Annotated in this window: 18 protein-coding genes; 7 read left to right on the forward strand and 11 right to left on the reverse strand. The window is 56.0% G+C overall.

Annotated features, from left to right (window positions below; all coding sequences use genetic code 11):
* Window positions 1–46: 46 nt before the first annotated feature.
* The 8 genes from B2T33_RS03700 to B2T33_RS03735 form a co-directional block, all read right to left on the reverse strand.
* Window positions 47–1,192: an NAD(P)/FAD-dependent oxidoreductase gene (locus B2T33_RS03700; RefSeq protein WP_286791178.1), complete on the reverse strand. Its 1,146-nt coding sequence runs from the start codon at window positions 1,190–1,192 to the stop codon at window positions 47–49.
* A gap of 11 nt (window positions 1,193–1,203) precedes the next feature.
* Complete coding sequence (locus tag B2T33_RS03705; RefSeq protein ID WP_286791179.1) at window positions 1,204–2,247, reverse strand: histone deacetylase family protein; 1,044 nt, start codon at window positions 2,245–2,247, stop codon at window positions 1,204–1,206.
* A 56-nt stretch (window positions 2,248–2,303) separates the two neighbouring features.
* Entirely contained in the window at window positions 2,304–3,233 is a 930-nt protein-coding gene (locus B2T33_RS03710; protein ID WP_286791180.1) for a 3-keto-5-aminohexanoate cleavage protein, read from the reverse strand.
* Window positions 3,230–4,606: an aspartate aminotransferase family protein gene (locus tag B2T33_RS03715; RefSeq protein ID WP_286791181.1), complete on the reverse strand. Its 1,377-nt coding sequence runs from the start codon at window positions 4,604–4,606 to the stop codon at window positions 3,230–3,232. Before B2T33_RS03715 ends, B2T33_RS03710 begins: the two co-directional genes overlap by 4 nt.
* Before the next feature lie 29 nt (window positions 4,607–4,635).
* The gene (locus B2T33_RS03720) at window positions 4,636–5,733 is read right to left on the reverse strand and encodes an ABC transporter ATP-binding protein (RefSeq protein ID WP_286791182.1); all 1,098 of its coding nucleotides are present in this window, start codon (window positions 5,731–5,733) and stop codon (window positions 4,636–4,638) included.
* 104 nt (window positions 5,734–5,837) lie between these two features.
* Window positions 5,838–6,992, reverse strand: a complete 1,155-nt coding sequence (locus B2T33_RS03725; RefSeq protein ID WP_286791183.1) for an extracellular solute-binding protein — start codon at window positions 6,990–6,992, stop codon at window positions 5,838–5,840.
* 107 nt (window positions 6,993–7,099) lie between these two features.
* The gene (locus B2T33_RS03730; protein ID WP_083952803.1) at window positions 7,100–7,900 is read right to left on the reverse strand and encodes an ABC transporter permease; all 801 of its coding nucleotides are present in this window, start codon (window positions 7,898–7,900) and stop codon (window positions 7,100–7,102) included.
* Between the two features lie 11 nt (window positions 7,901–7,911).
* Window positions 7,912–8,784: an ABC transporter permease gene (locus B2T33_RS03735; RefSeq protein WP_008891863.1), complete on the reverse strand. Its 873-nt coding sequence runs from the start codon at window positions 8,782–8,784 to the stop codon at window positions 7,912–7,914.
* A gap of 172 nt (window positions 8,785–8,956) precedes the next feature.
* Between B2T33_RS03735 and B2T33_RS03740 the strand changes: the two genes are divergently transcribed.
* Both B2T33_RS03740 and moaD read left to right on the forward strand, forming a co-directional pair.
* Window positions 8,957–9,901, forward strand: coding sequence for a LysR family transcriptional regulator (locus tag B2T33_RS03740; RefSeq protein WP_129542731.1), 945 nt, complete (start codon window positions 8,957–8,959; stop codon window positions 9,899–9,901).
* Between the two features lie 96 nt (window positions 9,902–9,997).
* The gene (moaD, locus tag B2T33_RS03745) at window positions 9,998–10,249 is read left to right on the forward strand and encodes a molybdopterin converting factor subunit 1 (RefSeq protein ID WP_064782023.1); all 252 of its coding nucleotides are present in this window, start codon (window positions 9,998–10,000) and stop codon (window positions 10,247–10,249) included.
* A 69-nt stretch (window positions 10,250–10,318) separates the two neighbouring features.
* Here the strand turns inward: moaD and choV are convergent, their stop codons facing one another.
* The 3 genes from choV to B2T33_RS03760 form a co-directional block, all read right to left on the reverse strand.
* Window positions 10,319–11,515, reverse strand: a complete 1,197-nt coding sequence (gene choV, locus B2T33_RS03750; protein ID WP_064790463.1) for a choline ABC transporter ATP-binding protein — start codon at window positions 11,513–11,515, stop codon at window positions 10,319–10,321.
* Window positions 11,516–11,517: 2 nt separating this feature from the next.
* The gene (gene choW / locus B2T33_RS03755; protein WP_008891859.1) at window positions 11,518–12,366 is read right to left on the reverse strand and encodes a choline ABC transporter permease subunit; all 849 of its coding nucleotides are present in this window, start codon (window positions 12,364–12,366) and stop codon (window positions 11,518–11,520) included.
* 114 nt (window positions 12,367–12,480) lie between these two features.
* Window positions 12,481–13,440 (reverse strand): choline ABC transporter substrate-binding protein, encoded by a 960-nt coding sequence (locus B2T33_RS03760; protein WP_008891858.1) that lies wholly within the window; start codon window positions 13,438–13,440, stop codon window positions 12,481–12,483.
* 377 nt (window positions 13,441–13,817) lie between these two features.
* Between B2T33_RS03760 and betI the strand changes: the two genes are divergently transcribed.
* From betI to B2T33_RS03785, 5 genes are all read left to right on the forward strand, one after another.
* Window positions 13,818–14,438 carry a choline-binding transcriptional repressor BetI gene (gene betI / locus B2T33_RS03765; RefSeq protein WP_008891857.1) on the forward strand — a complete coding sequence of 207 codons (621 nt, stop codon included), beginning with the start codon at window positions 13,818–13,820 and terminating at the stop codon, window positions 14,436–14,438.
* Between the two features lie 60 nt (window positions 14,439–14,498).
* Window positions 14,499–15,956, forward strand: coding sequence for a betaine-aldehyde dehydrogenase (gene betB, locus B2T33_RS03770; protein WP_008891856.1), 1,458 nt, complete (start codon window positions 14,499–14,501; stop codon window positions 15,954–15,956).
* Window positions 15,957–16,029: 73 nt separating this feature from the next.
* Complete coding sequence (gene betA, locus B2T33_RS03775; protein ID WP_286791185.1) at window positions 16,030–17,715, forward strand: choline dehydrogenase; 1,686 nt, start codon at window positions 16,030–16,032, stop codon at window positions 17,713–17,715.
* 68 nt (window positions 17,716–17,783) lie between these two features.
* Complete coding sequence (locus B2T33_RS03780; protein ID WP_008891854.1) at window positions 17,784–18,002, forward strand: hypothetical protein; 219 nt, start codon at window positions 17,784–17,786, stop codon at window positions 18,000–18,002.
* Between the two features lie 194 nt (window positions 18,003–18,196).
* Window positions 18,197–19,789, forward strand: coding sequence for an L-serine ammonia-lyase, iron-sulfur-dependent, subunit alpha (locus tag B2T33_RS03785; protein WP_008891853.1), 1,593 nt, complete (start codon window positions 18,197–18,199; stop codon window positions 19,787–19,789).
* Window positions 19,790–19,878: the final 89 nt, after the last annotated feature.

Genomic DNA, 19,878 nt, shown 5'->3' on the forward strand with positions numbered 1-19,878 from the left:
TCAAACTGGCTCATTGGTCTTTCTCCTGCTCGGTCGAGGTCGATGATTACTTGCCGCTAACAAGGGTGGGGCGGGTGGCAGACAGGGCATCGGTGGTAATGCCAAGTTTTTCCATCTGCGGCGGGACACCGTTTCCGGTGATGATGCTTGCGGCATATTCACCCATGGCGGGTGCGGTCTGGATGCCATAACCGCCTTGACCGGCCAGCCAGTAGAAACTGTCATCAGCCGGATCAAAGCTTGAAACCGGATCGCCATCGGCAAAGAAGCTGCGCAATCCGGCCCAGCTTTCACCCGGACGGCGGACCTCGATGCTGGTGGCTGTCATCAGGCGATCAATGGTAATCGCGATATCAAGTTCGTCGGGCTGCACATCATGTGGCTCGGTCGGTGTGGTGTCGGCCGGCGATACCAGCAAACGGCCGGCATCTTCCTTGAAATAAAGCGTCTCATCGAGGCATGCGACCAACGGCCAGCCATGTGGCTTTACGTCGGCTGGGACATCGACCATCACCGCCGTGCGGCGTTTGGGCACGATGCCAAGCGGCTTGATTCCGGCCTTGGTTGCGATCTCGTCGGCCCAGGCACCCGCCGCATTGACGACGATATCACCGGTGTAGACATCGCCCTTGGCCAGCGTGACCTGCCATTTGCCGTCTGCTTTGCCAATCGCGCTGACATCGGCCTTGGTAACAGCCGAACCGCCAAGCGCCTTGAATTGGCGGATAAAGCCCCAGTGAAGCGCATGCACGTCAATATCCATGGCGTCCGGCTCATAGGCCGCCTTGGCTACCCGGTCGGTATGGATAACCGGGACGATTTCCTTAAGCGCATCCGGGGTGAGTTCAACAAAGTTCGCGCCATTCGCGCGGCCCTCAGTCAGGATGGCATCAAGTTCGGCCTCTTCGCCGGGGGCGGCGGTCATGATGATGCCGCGCGGGGTCAGGATCGGGTTTTCGGTAAACCCGTCTGGCGGGGTGATGAAGAAAGCCCGGCTGGCAGTCGACATCTTGCGGATGATCTTCGGGCCATATGTCTCGCTATATAGGGCTGCTGACCGGCCCGTACTGTGATAGCCCGGCTGGTCTTCGCGTTCGAGAACCGTGACGGATTTACCCGCCTTGGCCAAAAAGAATGCAGCTGACATTCCGGCAATGCCGCCGCCGATGATCAGGATGTCCGAATGTGTCATGTGGGGCCTTCTTAAATCGGGTTTGTTTTGGTGGTCGCGCCAAAGCCGCTGATAAATTGATAAAGGTTTTCTGCAAGTGTTTCACTAACATAACCACCTTCCTGCACCAGAACGGTTGGGCAGGAAAGGGTGCCAATCTTTTCGCCGATCCGGGCAAAACCATCGGGGCTGACCGTCAATCCGCCAAACGGATCATCGCGTGATGCATCAAGGCCAAGCGCGATAACAACCGCATCTGCACCGAAATCGTCGATCTTGGTCAGCGACTGATCAAGCGCATCAAGAAACACCGCATCGCCGCTGCCAAGGGGGAGGGGCTGATTATGGTTAAAGCCAAGCCCGTCCTGTGCGCCAGCTTCTTCGGCATGGCCCCAATAGAAGGGATAGAAATCCAGCGGATCAGCATGGATCGACAGGGTCATGACATCAGACCGGTCATAAAAAATATGCTGGGTCCCATTGCCGTGATGCAGATCGACGTCAAGGATCGCCACCCGGTTATATTTCGCACGCAGTTCCTCCGCGGCGATGGCACTGTTGTTCAGGTAACAAAATCCGCCGGCGATATTGCCACTGGCATGATGGCCGGGTGGACGGCAAAGGGCATAGGCGGTGTTGGCCCCCTGATCACGCACATGGCGGGCGGCGGCTATTGCAGTTTGTGCGCTGGCATAGGCCGAATGCCATGTGGTGACGGACACCGGGCAGGACGTATCACCAAGGTGAAACCCTGCCTTGCCGGCCGGATGACGCGGGTAGGGGCCGTTGCGATCAAATGGGTGGATGTTTGGAATGACCTGTTCCGCACCCCCGACATCCTGCCATTCATCGTGAATGGTCTGCAGGAAGTTCAGATATTGCGCATCGTGGATGGCGGCAATCGGGGCCAGCCCGGCGTAATTGGGGGCATGAAGATCAAGCCCCAGACGCCCGACCGCACCGCGCAGGATTTCCGCACGTTCAGGGACTTCGGGGATCGGCTTTTTCTCGCCCGCGACAATGAATGTCTTGCCATGATGGCGAAGCTGATCGTCTGAGAAATAGGCATGCATCATCTCTGCCGCCTTTCACATGATGTGGTCAAACGGTGGTGGCTTTTTGGGTCCTGCTTTCAGAAGGCGACCTTGTCGCCACCTTTCAGGCCGAGGATCGCGCGCGCCTCGTCCGGGGTTGCGATTTCAAGCGACAACCCGTCAAGCACTTCGCGGATTTTGCGCACTTGCGATGCGTTGTCCGGCGCAAGTTCGCCCTTCTTGATGTACAGATTGTCCTCAAGCCCGACCCGCACATTGCCGCCCATGGCTGCCGACATGCTGCCAAGCGGCATCTGATGGCGTCCCGCACCCAGAACAGAAAACTGATATTGATCACCAAACAGCTTGTCTGCGGTGCGTTTCAGATGGGCAAGGTTGTCGGGATCGGCCCCGATGCCGCCCAGAACGCCCAGCACGAACTGGATGAAAATCGGTCCCTTGATCAGGCCGCGATCAACGAAATGCGCCAGGGTATAAAGATGGCCGACGTCATAGCATTCAAACTCGAACCGGGTGCCATTGGCCTCACCCAGTTCGGCCAGAATGGTTTCGATGTCCGAAAACGTGTTCTTGAAAACAAAGTCACGGCTGCTTTCAAGGAATTCCGGTTCCCAGTCATGTTTCCATTCGCTGCGGCTGGCAAGGGCCGGGAACAGGCCGAAATTCATCGTGCCCATGTTAAGCGACGCCATTTCCGGTGCGGCTTCGCGTGCCGCCCGGATGCGGTCACGAACATTCATGTTCATGCCGCCACCGGTCGAAATGTTGATCACCGCATTGGTCGCCGCCTTGATCTTTGGCAGGAACTGCATGAATACGTCCGGATCCGGGCTTGGATACCCCGTTTTGGGATCACGTGCATGCAGATGCAGGATCGATGCCCCGGCATTGGCGGCATCAATCGCCTGCGTTGCGATCTCATCGGGTGTGACCGGCAAATGCGGGCTCATGGACGGGGTATGAACCGATCCGGTAATTGCACAGGTGATGATGACTTTGCGGCTCATGCGAATGCTCCTGCGACTTCGAGTTCGTCTTGCAGTTCGCTCAGTGCCTTGCGCAGCGGCACAAGGATATCGGCAAACTGTTCCTTGGTAATCGTCATTGGCGGGCAGACCATGACATGATCGCCGCGATACCCGCCGCGTGCGCGGCGCCAGTAAATGATCAGGCCCATCTCATAGGCGATATCGACCAGACGGGCTGCCGCCATATGTTTGGGATCAAGTGGTTCCATGCTGTCACGGTCCTTGACCAGTTCAACCGCCAGCAACAAACCCTTGCCACGCACATCGCCGATCATCGCGAAATCGTCGGCCAATTTGGTCAATTCATCCTTGAGTGCCGCACCATTGGTCGCGGCATTTTCAAGCAGATTGTCCTCCTCGATCACATCAAGAACACCATTGCCCGCCGCGCACGCCAACGGGTTGCCGGCATACGTATAGCCATGAATAAACCCGCCATGATCAAGAACCGGACCCACGATCCGATCCGGTGCGATCATCGCACCAAGCGGCGCGTAACCGGCGGCCAATCCCTTTGATACGGCAAGGATATCGGGCACGATGCCCCAGTGCTCGGCGGCGAAATACTTGCCGGTACGACCGGCCCCCGTCATGACCTCGTCATAGATCAGAAGAATGCCGTACTGATCGCAAATCTCGCGAATGCGGCCATAATAGCTATCGGGGGCGACCAGTGCGCCGGTGGCGGCCCCGCCGACTGGTTCCATGATGAAGCCAAGAACGGTTTCCGGGCCCTGTTTGATGATTTCGGCTTCCAGCATGTTGGCATATTTGATGCCACGCTCATGATCACTCAGATCATCACGATCCAGATAACACGTCGGGGCGGGAATTTTCGGCTGATCGACCATCATTGGGGCAAAGGGCGCATGCATCGGCGTATAGCCGGTGATGGCAAGCGCACCGAGTGTCGCACCATGATAGCTCGGAAAGCGTGAAATGATTTTTGTGCGCTGTGCCTGGCCCTTGGCCAGTGCATATTGTCGGGCAAGCTTGATGCAGCTTTCAACCGCCTCGGACCCGCCAGAAACAAAGAACACGCGTTCAAGATCACCCGGTGCACGCTCGGCAAGGCGGATGGCAAGGTCTTCGGCCGCGTCATTTTCGAAATGCAGGCGATAGGCGAAGCTGGCCTTTTCAAGCTGCTTGGTCATGGCGGCGATTACGCGCGGGTCGCTATGGCCGATATTGCTGACCATGGCACCACTCGACGCATCGATATAACGTTTGCCATCGACGTCCCACATATAAACGCCTTCTGATCGTTCGATCAGCGGGCGGCGAGACCGGCTTTGATAAAACAGACGGGATTCCCGGTTATGTCCGACGGGGCTTTTGGGATCATGCGTCATTCTGGTGGCTCTCCTGAACCGGCGGAGGATTAATCCTGATGGCCGGGTAACAACACACAATTACGGGCCGCGATATGCATGAAGATATCGGCCCCTTCCTTATGGGGGTGGGCATCAATCGGGTTGATGACCTGCCAGTCGCGGCCATTGGCCTCGACAAAGTAACGGGCCTGTTGGCCCAGATAGTCAACGGTTTTGACCTTGCCGGGGATGGAAATCACGCCATCGGTGGCGCGGTTTTCCTCGGAAAGATCAATTTTCTCGGCCCGGATCACGGCGCGAACGTCCTTTGAATTCTTTGCCTTGGCGGTCTGTTCGTCCGTGGTCAGCAATGTCTCCCCACTTTCAAGGGCCACCTGGGTAAAGGCGGCATCGGGGCTTCCAAGGTTGGCTTGGATGATATTGGAATGACCAAGGAAGTCGGCAACAAAGGCCGATGCCGGATTGTTGTAAACTTCTTCGGGCGCGCCTTCCTGTTCGACAAAGCCATTATTCATGACAACCAGCTTGTCGGACATGGCAAGGGCCTCGGACTGGTCATGGGTGACGAACACGGTTGCAACGCCAAGCTCGCGCTGGATGCGTTTGAGCTCCACCCGCATTTCTTCGCGCAGATTGGCATCAAGGGCCGAAAGCGGTTCATCAAGAAGCAACACATCCGGCTCAATCACAATCGCACGCGCGAGCGCAATGCGCTGCTGCTGGCCGCCAGAAAGCTGATTGGGATAACGGTCTGCAACATGCGGCAGTTGCACGAGATCAAGTGCCTTGTTGACCTTCTCAGCAATGTCGGCCTTGGAAACCTTGCGGTATTTCAGGCCAAAGGCGATGTTGTCAAAGATCGTCTTGTGCGGGAACAGGGCATAGTTCTGAAACACAAGGCCAAGATTGCGCTTGTGGATCGGCAGGCTGTTGACCCGTTTACCGCGGATTAGAAGATCCCCCTCGGTAATATCGGTCAGACCCGCAATCATGCGCAGCGTCGTTGTCTTGCCACAGCCCGACGGACCGAGGAAAGTTACAAAGCTGTTGTCCGGGACGGTCAAATCAATGCGTTTGACGGCGGTGAATTCACCAAACCGTTTAACGACATTGTGCAGTTCAACAGCGTTTTGTCTGTCTGCCATTGTTAAATACCCTGTCTGAATTGCGCCGCACCCGACATAAGGCGGCAAGTCTGTCCTGGCCGGTTGGCACGGCCAGGACACAGTTTCAGGCAAGCAGGCGGGGCTTAGTAGCCGCGCTGCACACGCGAGAATGTTTTCGACCAGTCAGCTTCGTTTTCATTCCAGTATGCCGGATCAAAGAAGCTGAGCGACGAAAGTGTTCCACTCGGATCAAATGCCGGCAGGGTCGGGATGACCTCACCCAGTTCGATCTTCTGCGGATCAAGGGCTGGCGGATAGCTTTGACCTTCGGCAACGGCAATCGCCACTTCTGGCTCCAGCATGAAGTTCAGAAGTTCTTCGCAGGCCACCATCGGGCTGCCACGCAGCACAAACAGGCATTCCTGCCAACCAAGACCACCGGCCGGATCAAGATAACCGATGTCATGGCCCTGATCCTGCAGCGCCTTGATGCGGCCTGACCAACCCTCGGTGACATAGATTTCTTCTTCGGCCAGAAGGCTCATCAGTTCCGCCCCCGAAGACCAGTATTTCAGCGCAAGGTCGCGGTGCGCACGGACCATGTCCCAAACAGCTTCGATATCCTGAATGTTGTTCGGGTCCTGATCGGACTGCATTGCGCCGTACCAGATACGGGTTTTCCATTCGCCCCAGCCGCCGATTTTGCCTTTATAGGCTTCATCAACCATCAGCTTGGCACCCTTGGCCTTGGCTTCGTCGTCGCTGATATATTTGCGGTTATAGGCAATGCCGGTGGTGCCGTAATCATACGGAACCGCTGAAATCGTGCCGCCGGTGATCTTGCGCAGGGGCTCGACCAAGGTCGGGATGACGTTCTTCAGGTTCGGAATGTTGTCTTCATTGAGTTCGGACGTCAGTTCCAGACCGTGATAACGCGCATAGTCAAACACGCCCGACAGGTGGGCGAGGTTGAATTCGCCCGGCTGGCTGGCCTTGACGCGAGCAATATATTCGTCCGCACCGCCAAAGGTGCCCGATACCACTTCAATGCCGGTTTTCTTGGTATAGGGCGCAAAGGCATATTTTTCGAATGCCTCGGAAACAACGCCGCCCCAACCGTCAAAGCGGACCTGTTCCGGGGTTGCTGCCATCGCCTTGCGCGCCAGCATGCCCATCGGACCGCCGGTGACCCCGGCAACAACGCCGGCCGCACCCAGTGCGGTCAGGAAAGTGCGGCGGTTGATATCGCCGTCGCGATAGCGATTAAGTAGGCGTTCATAACGTTTGGTATCGTCCATTTAAGGCCTCCTGATAAAACGATATATCCGTTGATCGGTCTTGTTGTTGGTCGTTGTATTCTTGGTGTTGTTCTTGGTTTTGGCGGTTGTCCGCATTGTGCAAAAGGTTATTTGGATGCGCCCACCTTGCGCATGGCCATGACCCGCGCAATCGATGCCGCCACAAGTGGCAGGGCAATGGTGAAGATCACCATCACAGCCCCAAGGGCGTTGATTTCCGGGCTGATCGAGTTGCGCAGCATGGCAAAGATCTGGGTCGGGACGGTTTCAACACCGCCCGGCTTCCAGAACAGGGTGCCGGTGATGTCATCAAACGAAATGGTAAAGGCAAACAGCATCCCGGCCATGACGGCGGGCAGCATCAAGGGCAGGGTCACTTCAAAGAAGGTCTGCACAGGTGTCGCGCCAAGGCTCATGGCGGCTTCTTCGACGTCGCGGCGGATGGAGACAAGCCGCGCCTGAACCACCAGCACCACAAAGGGCAGGGTAAAGACCACATGGCCCATCAACAGAAGCCCAAAGCTCTTTGGCATCGACAGGAACTGCAGGAATAGCAGGAGCGCCACAGCCAGAACGACTTCCGGGATCAGGATTGGGGCAACCAGAAGGGTCGAAATGGTCCGTTTCCCGGGAAAATCGTATCTGACCATGGCAAGAGCTGCGAGGGTGCCAAGCGTTGTCGAAATGGCGGCTGTCAGCACGCCAAGCAGAAGCGACGTCTTGAACGCCCGCACAATCGCGTCATTGTTCCAAAGCGCTTCAAACCAGCGGAGGGAAAAACCCTCAATCGGGAAACTGCCGAACTGGTTGGCATTGAACGCCAACAGAATGACAACCGCCACCGGCGCAAACAGGAACAGATAAACAAGGATCGTGGCAATTCGAATGACGGACCAACCGGACATCATTTGCTGCTCCCTTACTTGAAACTCTTGGCGATCTGATCGATGCCGAGATAGCGGGTGTAAATGACGACCAGTGCGCCCAGAAGGGCCAGCAGCACGAGCGAGAGTGCCGAGCCAAGCGGCCAGTTGAGCTGTGTCACGATGGCTTCGAACACAAGGTTGGCAAACATCGCATCGCGCGGCCCACCAAGAACGATCGGGGTGATATAGGTGCCCGCTGCCAGAACGAAGCACAGCAGTGATCCCGCCGCCAAACCCGGCATGGACAGTGGCAATGTCACTTCGCGGAAGGCCTGAAAGCCGGTACAGCCAAGGCTTTGGGCGGCTTCGGTCAGGTTCTTGTCGATGCCATCAAGGCTGACATAGACATTGAGGATCATGAAGGGCAGCAGATAGTGCACAAGGCCCAGAACCACGGTCTGCTGGTTATACAACATCTGGATCGGGTCATCGATGATGCCGATTGATATCAAAAGGGTATTAAGCGCCCCGGATGTGCCCAGAATATTGATCCACGACATCGTTCTGATGATGTAGCTGATCCAGAATGGCAGCATCAGCAAAAGCAACAGGAACGCCTTGGATTTCATCCGCGTATTGGCAACGAAATAGGCCGGGATATAGCCGACAAACGCGCAAATAACCGTGGTGTAAAAGGCAATCAAAAGGGTCTGGAACAGGATGTCGCGATAAAACCGGTCGCCCAGAACTTCAATCCAGTTATCCAGATAAAAGCCGACCTGATCCGCACCGGTCGCGGTCCGCAACCAGAATGAATAAACGACAATGAACAGCATTGGCACAATCAGCAGCAGGCTGATGGTTGCCAGTGATGGTGATAGCAGTACCCACGGAGTCCTGCGGGCTCCGGCGACATCTGCGGCCATTTGTGCCTCCCGTTATTGTCTGCGGTCAGTGCCGCACCCGGTTATTTGGCCGTGAAGAAATTTGTTGGAGGCATTCCAACCCAGACTTGCACATAGCGCAAATAGATAAGTAGAATAGATCTCATAGCCATTATCTATGTGTGGTCCCGGAAATGTCGGAAAGGTCATCAGAATGAACGAGTTAATGCGTCGGCAGTTCGACTGGAACCTGCTGCACACCTTTACCGTTATTGTCGAGGAACGCTCGATCACCGGGGCGGCCAACCGGTTATTGCTGCGCCAACCCAGTGTCAGTAACGCGCTCAAACGGCTTGAAGATCAGATTGGCGCGCGCCTGATTGACCGTGAACGCGGCCGGTTTGAAGTCACCGAACAGGGATTGGCGCTGTATCACGAATGCCGCGAAATTTGCGGTGCCATCGGCCGATTGTCTGATGTGATGTCTGATAGCGGCAATCAACTGACCGGGCACTTGCATATGTGGCTGGCCAGTCATGTGGTGTTCCCACCCCTTGATGATGCCCTGTTTGAATTCAATCGCGCCCACCCGGAAGTCACCTATGAAATCGATGTCGCGACCTCGGTCAATGTCGTCGATCAGGTGCTGTCACAGCAGGCCAGTTTTGGCATCTGTCTGGTCAAGGAACGCCATCCTAGACTGGAATATCGCCGTTTGTATCGCGAACATTTCGGCTTTTTCTGTGGCCCGACCCATCATCTGTTCGGTCAAAAGGACCTGACCCTGGCCGATTTGCGCCGCGAGGCATTCGTATCATTCGCGACCGACCAGCTCAGTGATGCACTGGCCCCGGTCGCGGTCCTGCGCGCGCAGGAAGGCATGAAGGGCAAGGTCGTCGCCGTCAGCCCGCACCTTGAAGAAGTCCGTCGCCTGATCAATGCCGGGCTTGGCATTGGGCCGTTGCCGATCCACGTTGTACAAAGTGCGACCGACCGTGGGCAGCTTTGGCGCTTGCCGCCCTATATTGACCCGCCAGCGATTGACATTTATCTGGTGACCAACCCGCGCATGTCGCTTAGCCGGGCGGAACGGTTCTTTATCGAAAACCTGACTGCGCGGCTGGATGCGGCGCCGGACGGCTATTTTGTCTATCCATAGGGCGTAAATTCGTCGGATCACGCCATTGGGACTTGCCACCGGGCAGGGACTTGCGCAAGCATGCGGGCAAATTGAAGTTTGTTGTCAGGAATAAACATGAAGCTGATCTATTTTTCATGGGTCAAGGACCGCATCGGCATGGCGGAAGAGGCCATTGATCTTCCAGATACCGTCAAAACGGTTGCCGACCTGCTGGCATGGCTGCCCGCTCGCGGAGAAAACTTTGCCAATGCCCTGGCGGATCCGGCGATCATTCGCGTCGCGGTCGATCAGGAATATGCCACGCCTGAAACCGACGTGACAAAGGCGACTGAAATCGCTCTGTTCCCGCCGGTTACAGGCGGGTAATTCATTCCTCATACAAAAGGGCGCCTTGTTTCCAGGGCGCCCTTTTAATCATCAGACTATTTGATCAGCTTAATCCGCCACAGACGCCGTCTGGGTCAAACTGTCAAAGAACTCCTTGCGGCCCAGGGTGCCGGTCACCTTGCCATCGCGGGTCAGGATCACCGGGTTCTGGGTAATGGATCGCATCTCGATCAGATCCTTCAGCAGCACATCCTCCTGCGCGACAAAGACAATCGAGTTGTCGGTTGCGTCCAGTTCATCGGGCAGGGTGCCGTCATAATTGATCAGCTTAAGCTCGCCGCGTTCGCCATTGTTGGCCGAGCGGACAACGCCATCCTGCAAAGTGACGCGGATATTGGCGTCTTCGAGCAGGAACTCGGTATTTCCGGATTTCTGATCGCTATCAAGGCGATGCATGATCGCCCGTCCGCGCAGGATATTGACCGGGTTCATATGCGCCACAAAGTCGGCAACATATTCGTTGGCCGGGCGAAGGGCGATGTCTTCTGGCGTGCCGTGTTGCACGACATAACCACCTTCCATGATGGCAATCGAGTTGCCGAGCTTCATGGCTTCATCAAGGTCGTGGCTGACAAACAGGATGGTTTTATTGAGCTTCTCCTGAAGGTCCAGCAACTCGTCCTGCAGACGGTTACGGATCAACGGATCAAGGGCCGAGAACGGTTCATCCATCAGAAGGATCGGGGCATCCGTGGCAAAGGCGCGCGCCAGACCAACACGTTGCTGCATGCCGCCAGACAGTTCATGGGCATATTTGTTTGCCCATTTATCCAGTCCAACAAGGGCCAGTTTTTCACGCACGATCTCACGGCGTTCGGCCGGACCCATACCGCCCAGTTCAAGGCCAAAGCCGACATTGTCTTCAACCGTTCGCCACGGGAACAGGGCGAATTGCTGGAAGACCATGGCGACACATTCGCGGCGCAACTTGCGAAGGGTGGCGCCGTCACATTTGGTGACGTCTTCCATCCAATCGCCATCACGTACCCGAAGCGAACCACGTGATACAGCGTTAAGCCCATTCACGCAGCGCAGAAGTGATGATTTGCCTGAACCGGACAGGCCCATCAGGACGCATATCTCACCCTGAGGCACATTGAAGGTCACATCGGCGACACCAAGGACATTGTTGGTGGCCGCAGCGATCTCTTCGCGGGTTTTGCCTTCGTCCAGCAGTTTCAAGGACTCTGCCTGACGATTACCAAAGATCACGTCGATATTTTCGAATTCAACAGCATTGCTCATGATCACTGCCCCGACTTTTCTTTGTGGTCACGACGGCAGATGCGGTCCAGCACGATGGCCAGAATCACAATTGCCAGACCGGCTTCAAAGCCTTGTGCGATATTCACCGTATTGAGCGCACGCACAACCGGCTTGCCAAGGCCGTCTGCCCCGACTAGGGCTGCAATCACAACCATCGAAAGCGACAGCATGATGCACTGGGTCAGGCCTGCCATGATCGATGGCATGGCTGATGGCAATTCAACCTTGAACAGCAACTGGCGCGGCGTGCAGCCAAAGCTTTCCCCGGCTTCAAGAAGGGATTTCGGCGTGTTGGAAATGCCAAGATGGGTCAGGCGGATCGGGGCGGCAATCGCAAAGATCACGGTCGAAATAAGACCGGGAACAACGCCAAGACCAAACAGGATCAGGGTCGGGATCAGATACACGAATGTCGGGATCGTCTGCATCAGATCAAGGACCGGGCGCATCGCCTGATGCAGCCACGGGCGGTGGGCGGATGCCACGCCAAGCGGCACACCGATCAACATGCAAAACAGCGTCGCATAGATCACCAGCGCCAGCGTTTCCATGGTTTCTTCCCAATAGCCAAGATTGACCACCAGCAACAGGGACAGAACCGTAAATGCCGTCAGTTTCCATGATTTATGCAAGACAGCGGCAAGCGCCCCAAAGACCGCAATGATCAAAAGGGCAGGCAACCACACCAGAAAATCGATGGTGTTTTCAATAATGAATTCGAGAACATCCGAAACGGTATAGAAAACGAAATCGGCATGTTCGTTCAGCGCATCCATCAGGGACGATATCCACTGTCCCAGCGGAATCTTCGTTTCCGTGAGCCATTCCATGCGAAAAAATCCGTTCAATGAGAATTAAGAAAAATACATCCGATGCGCCCGCATCGGCCGGAAGCCACAAATGGAAACCAGCGGCGGGCGCATCGGTAAAATCAATCGCGGTGCTTAAAGACCAAGACCGGATTTCAGTGCTGCTTTGGCATCGCCACCGTCAAAGGTGGTCACACCGTCAAGCCATGCCATCGCGGCATCCGGGTTGGCTTTAAGCCATGCGGTTGCGGCTTCTGCCGGGTCGGTACCTTCGTTCAGGATCGCGTCCATGATTTCGTTTTCCATGGCGAGGCTGAATTTCAGGTTGGTCACGAATTTACCCGCATTCGGGCATTCGTCGGTGTAACCGGCACGCAGGTTGGTGTGAACAGTCGCACCGCCAAAGTTCGGGCCAAAGACATCATCGCCACCATCAAGATAGGCCATGTCATATTTCGCATTCATCGGATGCGGTTCCCAACCGAGGAAGACGATGAACTGATCGCGCGATGATTTGCGGCTTACTTCTGCCAGCATGCCCTGTTCGGAGGACTCAACAAGCTCGAACTCGCCCAGACCGAACTGGTTGCTGTCGATCATGTCCTGGATAAGACGGTTGCCGTCATTGCCCGGCTCGATGCCATAAATCTCGCCATCAAGCTGATCCTTGAACTTTGCAATATCTGCAAAGTCCTTAAGGCCCGCATCAAAGGCGTTCTGGCTCACGGCAAGGGTGTATTTCGCACCTTCAAGGTTTGCGCCGGTCGACACAACGGTGCCTTTATCAAGGTAGGGCTGAATATCGGCTGCCATGGTCGGCATCCAGTTGCCGAGGAAGACGTCAACGTCGCCGTTGGCAAGGCTCGTGTAGGTGACCGGTACCGACAGCAATTCGGTTTCCGCGGTGTAGCCAAGTGATTCAAGGATCACGGATGCGGTCGCGGTGGTTGCGGTGATGTCGGTCCAGCCCACATCAGAGAAAGTCACGGTTTTGCAGGCATCGCTATCGGCTGCTTTGGCAGCAGTGGCACCCAAAAAGGTGGTCGCAATAATGGTGCTGCCAAGAAGGCGGCCGAACGTGGAAAGATTGGTCATGCTTCTGGTTCTCCCTTGTATAAACCTGATGTTGCTGATGACCGGATTTGGCCGGTCATCAGAAGACGCTCGGTTCCGGAGGCCAGACGAACATCAACGCAACAAACATGTCGCCAACACTCGCCCAGAGCCATCAACCACATTCCCCTGAATGGGTGTGATGGGCCGGAATAATCACAAAAACAGCCGCATAGCCGCGCAGCAAAGGCCAAAAGCCCTGAGAAACGCGCCGCATATGTCGGCGTGTTTTTATTGATTGATTGTTCAATTAAATTACAGCATATTCACGAGACGTCAATTGCGAAGGATTAAAAACTGCGTCTTATGCTGTTGCACCGGCGTTAAACCCTTCGCAACGCAGAGGATTGGATGAATTAATGCCCAAAGTTGGTATGCAGCCTGTACGCCGCAGGCAGTTGATCGACGCAACGATTGAAACCATTCACCAGCACGGATTCGCCGACACCACGATTGCGCGGATCTCTAAGGCTGCCGGTATGTCGTCCGGGATTATTTCGCACTATTTTGGCGGCAAGAACGCCCTGTTGCAGGAAACCATGCGCTCCCTGATGAAGGATTTGCGCAATGACTACATGGTGCGACTGGCAACGGCCAAAACGCCAATGGACCGTCTCGAAGCGATCATCAATACCAACTTCAACGAAGAACAGTTCACCCCGCAGGTGACAGTGGCCTGGTTGTCCTTCTGGGCGCAGGTGCCGTTTTCTGATCAGTTGCGGCGTCTGAACAATATCTATTTTCAGCGCCTTGCATCCAATCTGCGGCACGAGTTGCGTCAATTGACCACCGAAGAATGCGCAGATGAAATCTCGTCTGCAATTGCCGCCATGGTTGACGGCATCTGGGTGCGAACCGGTCTGTCACGCGGACAGGCCGACATTGCAGGGGCGCGCAAGATGGTGCTGGGCACCTTGCGCCTGTATCTGGCGAATTCGCCCAGTCCGGCAAAGTGCCCGAAAAAGCACGCAAAGAAGTAATCGAACCAAACACAAAGACCACGGCTGCCGGTTGCCCCGGTGGCCTGCAGGAGTTTTAAGATGAGCCTTTATCAAATCCAGAATTTCATCAATGGCAAGAAGACCCAGGGTTCGGGCGCAGAGATGGTTACCCTTAACCCTGCGACCAACACGGTTCTTGCCAAGGGCCACGAAAGCACGGCAGCTGATGTGGATGCCGCGGTCAAGGCCGCCCGCGCAGGGTTCGAAATTTGGAAAAATACACCGGCAGCCGAACGGGCACGTGTACTTTTCAAGGCCGCCCAGATCCTGCGGGATCGCAATGATGAACTGGCGCTGGTTGAAACCCGTGATACCGGGCGTGCCATTCAGGAAACTGAAATTGTCGATGTGATTTCAGGTGTCGAATGCCTTGAATACTTTGCCGGTGTCGCCGGAAGCCTTGCGGGCGAACATATCGATCTTGCAGGTAACTTTGCCTATACCCGCCGCGAACCGGTCGGGGTTTGTGGTGCCATCGGTGCCTGGAACTATCCGATCCAGATTGCTTGCTGGAAGGCGGCCCCGGCATTGGCATGCGGCAACGCGGTTGTTTACAAGCCGTCCGAAACCACGCCGCTTTCGGCCATTGCGGTTGCCGAGGCCCTTAAAGAAGCTGGTCTTCCCGATGGCGTTTACAACGTCGTACAAGGCGCGCGCGAAAGCGGTGCCGCACTGGTTGAACATCCGGGCGTTGACAAGATTTCCCTGACCGGATCGGCCGCAACCGGTGCCAAGGTGGCCTCTGTTGCCGCAGGTGGCATGAAGGCCGTTACCATGGAACTGGGTGGCAAGTCGCCGATGATCGTGTTCGAAGATGCCGATCTGGATAACGCTGTTTCCGGTGCGCAGATGGCGAACTTCTATTCATCGGGTCAGATTTGCTCGAACGGGACGCGTGTGTTTGTCCATGAAAGCGTTGCCGATGCATTCATCGAAAAGCTGATCGCACGCTCCAGGGATCTTGTTCTCGGCGATCCGGAAAAACCTGAAACTCAGGTCGGCCCGATTGTCACCAAGGCCCAGTATGACCAGGTCATGTCCTATATCGAAAAGGGCAAAGCAGAGGGTGCCAAATGCGTTCTTGGCGGCCATGCCGTCACTGAAGGCATGCCAGAAGGCGGACTTTTTGTTGCACCGACCGTGTTTGCCGACTGCACCGATGACATGACCATCGTGCGCGAGGAAATCTTTGGCCCGGTAATGTCTGTCCTGACCTTTAGCGACGAAGACGAAGTGATCAAGCGCGCCAATGACACCGAATACGGTCTGGCGGCTGGTGTGTTCACCAAGGATCTGTCGCGTGGCCATCGCGTGGTCGCACGGCTTGAGGCCGGCACCTGCTGGATCAACACCTATAACATCACGCCGATCGAAATGCCGTTTGGCGGTGTCAAGAAATCGGGCGTTGGCCGCGAAAACGGCCGTGCGGCGATTGAATATTACACCCGCATCAAATCCGTTTATGTCGAAACCGGCGATGTTGAGGCCCCTTACTAAGGGGTTTTGACCAACCAACGTCGCCAACCACTCACCGGCTGCCCACACAGCACGACCAAACAAGGGATCAGAAATGACGACCCCAACGACCACTGAAAAATATGATTATGTGATTGTCGGTTCAGGTTCGGCAGGGGCTGTGCTTGCCAACCGACTGACCGAAGATGCTGAGGTTAAGGTTCTGGTGATCGAAGCCGGACCGAAGGATCACTGGTGGGACTGGCGCATCCATATGCCGACAGCGCTGTCCTATCCGATGCAGTCGGAAACCTATAACTGGGCCTATTGGACAACGCCGCAGCCCAACCTGAACAACCGCCGCATGGAAACGCCGCGTGGCCGCGTTTATGGCGGTTCAAGTTCGGTCAACGGCATGGCCTATGTCCGTGGTCACGCCCTTGATTACAATCGCTGGGCCGAAGAAGACGCAAGCCTCAAGGAATGGGATTATGCACGCTGCCTGCCTTATTTCCGCAAGGCCGATACGCGCAACGAAGACACCGAAGGCGATGAATATCACGGCGGTGATGGTCCGCTGCATGTGACGACCGGTGCCTGTCAGAACGACCTGCACAAAGCATGGATCAAGGCCGGTCAGCAGGCGGGCTATGAATTCACCCCGGATCAGAACGGCTATCGCCAGGAAGGTCTCGGGACCATGGATATGACGGTCTATAAGGGCCGTCGCTGGTCAACCGCGCGCGCCTATCTGCATCCGGCGATGAAGCGCCCGAACCTGACTGTTTATCACAAGGCCTTTGCTCAACGTGTTGTTTTCGAAGGAAAACGTGCCATCGGCCTCGACTTTTTCCATGACGGCGAAAACAAGCGCGCCCTTGTTGATCGTGAAGTGATCATTTCGGCCGGTTCGATCAACTCGCCAAAGCTTTTGATGCTTTCGGGTGTTGGTCCGGCAGCCCATCTGCGCGAACATGGCATTGATGTTGTCCATGATCTGCCCGGTGTTGGTGAAAACCTTCAGGACCATCTGGAGCTTTATGTTCAGATGGAATGCACCAAACCCATCAGCCTGAACAGCAAACTCGATTGGTGGAACAAGCTTAAGATCGGGGCGGAATGGTATTTGTTCAAAACCGGTCTTGGTGCCAGCAACCATTTCGAGGCGGGCGGCTTTATCCGTTCCAAGGCGGGCGTGCAGCACCCAGACATTCAGTATCACTTCCTGCCAGCCGCGATTAACTATAACGGCTCCAAGGCGGCCGAAGGCGATGGCTTCCAGGCCCATGTCGGTCCGATGCGTTCCAAATCGCGCGGCACGGTTCGTCTGGCATCCGCCAACCCCAAGGATCGCCCGATCATTGATCCGAACTATATGAGCCACCCGGAAGACTGGGAAGAAATGCGGGCGTCTGTTCGTCTGACGCGTGAAATCTTTGCCCAGGAAGCCTTTGCTGATCTGCGCGGGGCGGAAATTGCACCGGGCAAGGACATCCAGACCGATGAAGAGATCGACGCCTTTGTCGCCGATCACGCCGAAAGTGCTTATCACCCGTCCTGTTCGTGCAAGATGGGCAGTGATGAGATGTCGGTGGTCGACGAGAAAACCCGCGTCCATGGCGTCGAAGGTCTGCGTGTGGTCGACAGCTCGATCATGCCGACCATCGCATCGGGCAACCTCAATGCCCCGACGATCATGATCGGTGAAAAGGCGGCTGACATCATTCGTGGCAAAACGCCGCTGGCACCGTCGAACGCACCGTATTTCGTGCATTCCGAATGGGAAACCAAACAGCGTTAAGCTCTGTGATTTCAACGAAAATCTCCTGCATTTCGTCAGGGGATTTTTTTGTGCGCGACTGAGGATCAATGACGACGCGATGTGGCGCGTGGCCGGTCGCGACGCTGTATGGGGACGTTATTGTTGCCATTTGCACGCTGTTGCAGGCTTGCACCTATGGCAACACCAATACCGCAGCCGACAGCGATGCCAATGGCAATATTGGGAGTAAGGTTGTTGGTGATTACGCCGAGAATTATCCCAGCAGCCGTGCCCAGAACGCTGCCGCTGATAAGGCAAATTGCTAATGGCATATCGTTCAGCCTTCCTTTTGGTGACGTTGATCAAACCTTGCCCATGATGCGTTATCGCGGCCCAGGCAGGCAAATAGAATATCGGTATCGTTGAACAAGGTGATTGCATTTGGGCCAAGGCCACGCGATCATCCCGGCATATTGTATGCAATCCTTGCGACATACAGCCAAAACGAAGAATTACCGCCATGCAAGAAATCAGCCTGCTTAATTCCGTCATTGGTCCCGTCATGCGCGGGCCGTCCAGTTCGCATTGTGCCGCCCCCTATATGATGGCAAAGCTCGTGCGTGAGCTTTCCTGTGCCAATGGCGAAACCCTTAAAAATGCGGTCATCCGCTTTGATCCGCGCGGCTCTTTCGCGCCGGTTTATGCTGCGCAAAGCTCGGACGAAAACTTTGCCGCAGGGCTTGCTGGGGCGAAACTGACCGATGCGGATTATCGTGACATTCTGGGGCGGGTAGAGCGCGGGGAGGGTTTCCAGTTCGCGGTCGAAGTGACCGAACTTGAAAACAACAACCACCCCAACCGTGTCGATTTGGAACTTAGCGTTGTCACCGCCGATGGCACGGATCGCACCGATCTGTATACAGGTGCCTCGGTCGGTGGCGGGATGTATTATATCGACAGTCGAAATGGTGAACGCCTGTTCATGACGGGCAAGACCGCGACTGTATTTATCTGGGGACCGGCAGCGGTGGCAGATGCCGATGCGTTGGCAACTGACATGACGTCGGGCGAAAATAGCCTGCTTGGTGTGTCGGTTGAACCCGATCATGAACGGGTCGAAATCGCGCTACAGGCCTTGCCGAATACGGACCTTCTGGCAGCACTTCGTGCCCGCAACGGGATCACGGATGTGCGCTTTGCCGACGCATCACAATATCCGGTCTGTGCCACCGATGATCTGTTTTCGCAAAGTGCCGACGTAATTGCCGTTGCCGATGACGCCGAAGGCGGATCCATCGCCGATGCAGCATTGGCGTTGGAGGCAAAGCGCCTTGGCCTGTCGCGCGATGCGACCCGCGCTTTGTTCCGCGAGCGCTGCGAACTGATGCTGCGCGTCGTGGCCGAGGGGTTTGATGCCAAGCCTGATGACAATGTCATGCGCTTCCTGACACTGCGTGCGCGCAACGTGCGTGATGCCAATCTGCCTGCTGGGCTTGGCGGTCCGGTTTTGCAGGATGCGATGGCCGGTGCATTGTCGGCCATGGAACGTGATAGTAACCGGGGGCTTGTGTGCGCGGCCCCAACCGCGGGCAGTGCCGGTGTTGTGCCGGGCACGCTGTATGGTCTGATCCGTCATGGCATTGATCTTGATAGGGCGACGGATGCGCTGCAAACCATGGCGCTGATCGGGGCGGTGTTTGCTGCACGCGGGACATTTGCTGCCGAATGCGGTGGGTGTTCGGTGGAAACCGGCGCGTCTGCCGCAATGGCGGCTGCCGGGGTGGCGCAGGCCTATGGCGGCACGCCCAAGCAATGCTTTGATGCGGCCAGCATGTGTCTGATGAATACCCTTGGGCTTGTCTGTGACCCGGTGGGCGGGGATGTCGAAATCCCGTGTCATGCGCGCAATGTGGCCGGGGTGTCGCATGCCTTTTCATCGGCGATGGCGGTACTGGCCGGGTTTGATGCGGTGCTGGAATATGACGAGTTGGTCGATCAGACGGTGAAGATCGGCAATATGATGCATCCTGATTTGCGCTGCACAGCGCGCGGTGGCTGTGCCGCCACCAAAACCGCCCTTCGCATGGTCGAGGCAGTTAGTCAAAAACCTTAAAACGCTGATTCTCAAGGTTCTATTGCCTGCCAACAGCAAAAACCAGTGCCGCAGGTATCACGCTTTGTTGGCTGCTTTACGCAATCGTT

This window comes from Thalassospira sp. UBA4513 (assembly GCF_002388495.1).
Classification (GTDB): domain Bacteria; phylum Pseudomonadota; class Alphaproteobacteria; order Rhodospirillales; family Thalassospiraceae; genus Thalassospira; species Thalassospira tepidiphila.